Origin of the sequence: Sphingomonas desiccabilis (genome assembly GCF_004135605.1) — a bacterium.
Classification (GTDB): domain Bacteria; phylum Pseudomonadota; class Alphaproteobacteria; order Sphingomonadales; family Sphingomonadaceae; genus Sphingomonas; species Sphingomonas desiccabilis.
On record NZ_SDPT01000005.1, the window covers coordinates 2,501 to 5,640 of the forward strand.

Consider the following 3,140-nt stretch of genomic DNA (forward strand, 5'->3'; position numbering starts at 1 on the left):
GAATGGGGGAACCCACCTTCACCATTTAATTCAGCCGGTGTGCAAACATCGGCCGGGTTAAATGGGAGAGGTATCACCGAAGTGAATACATAGCTTTGGTGAAGCGAACCCGGTGAACTGAAACATCTCAGTAGCCGGAGGAAAAGACATCAACCGAGATTCCGTTAGTAGTGGCGAGCGAACGCGGACCAGGCCAGTGCCTCATCTTCAACTAGCAGAAGCTTCTGGAAAGGAGCGCCATAGCGGGTGACAGCCCCGTATGCGAAAGTGATGGATGAGGACTCGAGTAGGGCGGGACACGTGAAATCCTGTCTGAACATGGGGGGACCACCCTCCAAGCCTAAATACTCGTACATGACCGATAGCGAACTAGTACCGTGAGGGAAAGGTGAAAAGCACCCCGATGAGGGGAGTGAAACAGTACCTGAAACGGATTGCCTACAAGCAGTGGGAGCCTCTTTATGGGGTGACCGCGTACCTCTTGCATAATGGGTCTGTGACTTAATGTATCAAGCAAGCTTAAGCCGTTAGGTGTAGGCGTAGCGAAAGCGAGTCTGAATAGGGCGCCTTTAGTTTGATGCATTAGACCCGAAACCCGGCGATCTAGGCATGACCAGGATGAAGGTGCGGTAACACGCACTGGAGGTCCGAACCGATTAACGTTGAAAAGTTACCGGATGAGTTGTGTTTAGGGGTGAAAGGCCAATCAAGCCGGGAAATAGCTGGTTCTCCGCGAAAACTATTGAGGTAGTGCCTCGAGCGAATACCCTAGGGGGTAGAGCACTGGATGGGCTAGGGGGTCGCGAGATCTACCAAACCTAACCAAACTCCGAATACCTAGGAGTACTACTCGGGAGACAGACGGCGGGTGCTAAGGTCCGTCGTCAAAAGGGAAACAGCCCTGACCTACAGCTAAGGTCCCCAAGTCGTGTCTAAGTGGGAAAGCATGTGGGAATCCCAAAACAACCAGGAGGTTGGCTTAGAAGCAGCCATCCTTTAAAGAAAGCGTAACAGCTCACTGGTCTAAACAAGGGTTCCTGCGGCGAAGATGTAACGGGGCTCAAGACACGCACCGAAGCTTAGGGTGTGATCTTTGATCACGCGGTAGCGGAGCGTTCCGTACGCCTGTGAAGCGGGAGGGTAACCGACCGTGGAGGTATCGGAAGTGCGAATGCAGACATGAGTAGCGATAAAGAGGGTGAGATGCCCTCTCGCCGAAAGACCAAGGGTTCCTGCGCAAGGCTAATCCGCGCAGGGTGAGCCGGCCCCTAAGACGAGCCCGAAGGGGGTAGTCGATGGGAATGCGGTTAATATTCCGCAGCCTGGTGGTGTGTGACGGATGGCGTGTGTTGTCAGTGCTTATCGGATTGCACTGGCTTCGAAGCTGTCCCGGGAAATAGCCCCACCGTATAGACCGTACCCGAAACCGACACAGGTGGTCAGGTAGAGTATACCAAGGCGCTTGAGAGAAGTGTCCTGAAGGAACTCGGCAAATTGCCTCCGTACCTTCGGAAGAAGGAGGCCCCATGTATGCGCAAGCACTCATGGGGGGCACAGGCCAGGGGGTAGCGACTGTTTAGCAAAAACACAGGGCTCTGCTAAGTCGGCTTCAAGACGACGTATAGGGTCTGACGCCTGCCCGGTGCCTGAAGGTTAAGTGGAGGGGTGCAAGCTCCGAAATGAAGCCCAGGTAAACGGCGGCCGTAACTATAACGGTCCTAAGGTAGCGAAATTCCTTGTCGGGTAAGTTCCGACCTGCACGAATGGCGTAACGACTTCCCCACTGTCTCCAGGACATGCTCAGCGAAATTGAATTCTCCGTGAAGATGCGGAGTACCCGCGGTTAGACGGAAAGACCCCGTGCACCTTTACTGCAGCTTCAGAGTGGCAGTGGACAAGAACTGTGTAGAATAGGTGGGAGGCTTTGAAGCACCGGCGCCAGCTGGTGTGGAGCCATCAAGTGAAATACCACCCTGTTGTTGTTTACTGTCTAACCTCGAACCATGAAACTGGTTCAGGGACCCTCTGTGGCGGGTAGTTTGACTGGGGCGGTCGCCTCCTAAAGAGTAACGGAGGCGCGCGAAGGTTGGCTCAGGTCGGTTGGAAACCGACTGTTAGAGTGCAATGGCATAAGCCAGCCTGACTGCGAGACTGACAAGTCGAGCAGAGACGAAAGTCGGTCATAGTGATCCGGTGGTCCCTCGTGGAAGGGCCATCGCTCAACGGATAAAAGGTACGCCGGGGATAACAGGCTGATAACCCCCAAGAGCTCATATCGACGGGGTTGTTTGGCACCTCGATGTCGGCTCATCACATCCTGGGGCTGGAGCAGGTCCCAAGGGTTTGGCTGTTCGCCAATTAAAGTGGTACGTGAGCTGGGTTCAGAACGTCGCGAGACAGTTTGGTCCCTATCTGCCGTGGGCGTCGAAATTTGAGAGGAGTTGCCCCTAGTACGAGAGGACCGGGGTGAACGTACCTCTGGTGTACCTGTCGTCGTGCCAACGGCGCAGCAGGGTAGCTATGTACGGACGGGATAACCGCTGAAAGCATCTAAGCGGGAAGCCTCCCTCGAGATAAGATTTCTTAGGACGGTCGGAGACCACGACCTTGATAGATCGGATGTGGAAGCACGGTAACGTGTGTAGCTAACCGATACTAATTGTCCTATTCGCGCTTGAAGAGTCCCACCATCAACGACAACCCTGGGTTGTCCGGCATGCGGATGTCTCCCAGCCTTGCCAATCGATTTGAAAACCTTGTGTGCACCGGCTTCATTGCTTGGTGGCTATAGCGTCTGTGACCCACCCGATCCCATCCCGAACTCGGCCGTGAAACCAGACTGCGCCAATGGTACTATCGCTCAAGCGATGGAAGAGTAGGTCGTCGCCAGGCATTGAAGCCCGTGCTCACAAACACCCATTCACTTTGTCTGTTGGCCTCAGGCGCCGGCAGCCGCATCCGCGGCTTTGGCTTCCGCGCCAATAAGGCGCGACGGCCAGTCGGCCTTGCGAAAGGCTCCCGCCTTTCGGAAAAAGCGCCCTGAAGCCAACGCTCGCAATTGGCGCGGGGTGGAGCAGCCCGGTAGCTCGTCAGGCTCATAACCTGAAGGTCACAGGTTCAAATCCTGTCCCCGCAACCAA

At 55.1% G+C, this 3,140-nt stretch carries 1 tRNA gene and 2 rRNA genes (1 of these 3 cut by a window edge); all 3 read left to right on the forward strand.

What is annotated here, in order from left to right:
- Positions 1 to 2,679, forward strand: a 23S ribosomal RNA gene (locus EO081_RS16675); it begins 115 nt to the left of the window's first position.
- Positions 2,680 to 2,777: 98 nt separating this feature from the next.
- A 5S ribosomal RNA gene (gene rrf, locus EO081_RS16680) occupies positions 2,778 to 2,892 on the forward strand.
- Positions 2,893 to 3,062: 170 nt separating this feature from the next.
- Positions 3,063 to 3,139, forward strand: a tRNA-Met gene (locus EO081_RS16685).
- Position 3,140: the final 1 nt, after the last annotated feature.